Annotated in this window: 2 protein-coding genes; both read left to right on the top strand. The window is 71.8% G+C overall.

The genetic code is table 11. The annotated features are described in order from the left end of the window. The coding region (gene sucB, locus GUY61_RS37935; RefSeq protein ID WP_166634834.1) for a 2-oxoglutarate dehydrogenase, E2 component, dihydrolipoamide succinyltransferase at nt 1–1,071 on the top strand (1,071 nt) is incomplete at its 5' end. A 162-nt stretch (nt 1,072–1,233) separates the two neighbouring features. Continuing rightward, a partial coding sequence (locus tag GUY61_RS37930; protein ID WP_166634833.1) for a GntR family transcriptional regulator occupies nt 1,234–1,839 on the top strand: 606 nt, incomplete at its 3' end.

Raw genomic sequence — 1,839 nt, 5'->3', positions numbered from 1 at the left:
GCCCAGGCCCCTGCGGCCCAGGCCCCTGCGGCTCCGGCTCCGGCTCCGGCTCCGGCTCCGGCTCCGGCTCCGGCTCCGGCTCCGGCGGCGCAGGCTCCCACCGCTCCGGTCACCCCGGCCCCGACCGCCGTCGAGGCCGAGGGCGCCTACGTGACCCCGCTGGTGCGCAAGCTCGCCGCCGAGAACGGCGTCGACCTGGCCGCCGTCAAGGGCACCGGCGTCGGTGGCCGCATCCGCAAGCAGGACGTCCTCGCCGCCGCCGAGGCCGCGAAGGCCGCCGCCGCTGCCCCGGCCCCCGCCGCGGCCGCCGCCCCGGCGGCCGGGAAGGCCCCGGCCCTGGAGGTCTCGCCGCTGCGCGGCCAGACCGTCAAGATGACCCGCATCCGCAAGGTCATCGGCGAGAACATGAAGAAGGCCCTGCACGACCAGGCGCAGCTGACCTCGGTGGTCGAGGTCGACATCACCAAGCTGATGAAGCTGCGCAACCAGGCCAAGGACGCCTTCGCCGCCCGTGAGGGCGTCAAGCTCTCCCCGATGCCGTTCTTCGTCAAGGCCGCGGCCCAGGCGCTGAAGGCCCACCCGGTCATCAACGCCCGGATCAACGAGGACGAGGGCACGATCACCTACTTCGACACCGAGAACATCGGTATCGCGGTGGACTCCGAGAAGGGCCTGATGACCCCGGTCATCAAGGGTGCGGGCGACCTGAACATCGCCGGCATCGCCAAGAAGACCGCGGAGCTGGCGGGCAAGGCCCGCAGCGGCGGCCTGACCCCGGACGACATGTCGGGCGGCACCTTCACCATCAGCAACACCGGTTCGCGCGGCGCCCTGTTCGACACGGTCATCGTGCCGCCGAGCCAGGTCGCGATCCTCGGCATCGGTGCCACGGTCAAGCGCCCGGCGGTCGTCGAGACCGCCGAGGGCACCGCAATCGGCATCCGGGACATGACGTACCTGTCGCTGTCCTACGACCACCGGCTGGTGGACGGCGCCGATGCCGCCCGCTACCTGACGGCGGTCAAGGCGATCCTGGAGGCCGGCGAGTTCGAGGTCGAACTCGGCCTCTGAGCCCGGACGAACCCGTACGGCTTCGAGCCCCCGGTCGGATCACCCGGCCGGGGGCTCGGTGCTGTGTGCCGGTCGTCACCCCTCCTCCGCGGCACTCGGTGACAGCTACACGCGTCGTGGGGGGAGATAATGGCGAACGCCGCCCTGTGTGAGGAGCACCCCATGACCCTGCCCGTCGTCCACTCGCTGCGTGAGCAGATCCGCGAGCACATCGTGGACGGCATCGTCAGCGGTCGCTGGCAGCCGGGCGAGCGCATCGTGGAGCGCCGGATCGCCGTGGAGCTCGAGGTCAGCCAGACGCCCGTACGGGAGGCTCTGCGGGAGCTCGAGGCGCTGCGGCTGATCGAGTCGGCGCCGAACAAGGGCGTGCGGGTGCGGAACCTGACGGCCGCGGACCTGGAGGAGATCTACCCCGTGCGGGCCGGCCTGGAGCAGATCGCGGCCGAACTGGCGGCGGAACGGCTCGCGGAGGACGTCTCGGCTCTGGAGCCCGAGGTCGCGGCGCTGTACGAGGCGGACCGGAAGGCCGACGGCGAGGCGCAGGTGCGGCACACGGTGGCCTTTCACCGGGAGATGGTGCGGGCGGCCGGCAACAGTGTGCTGCTCCACACGTGGGAGAGCCTGGGCATCGAGGTGTTCACCGCGCTCTCCATCCGCTGGCTGGGGACCCGGCAGCAGTCGTACGCCGAGGAGCACGACGCGCTCGTGGAGGCGTTCAGGCGCCGCGATCCGCACATCGGAGAGCTGGTGAAGGTGCATGTGCTGGGC

Source organism: Streptomyces sp. GC420, assembly GCF_009916105.1.
GTDB lineage: Bacteria > Actinomycetota > Actinomycetes > Streptomycetales > Streptomycetaceae > Streptomyces.
This window is presented reverse-complemented; position numbering and strand designations above follow the sequence as displayed.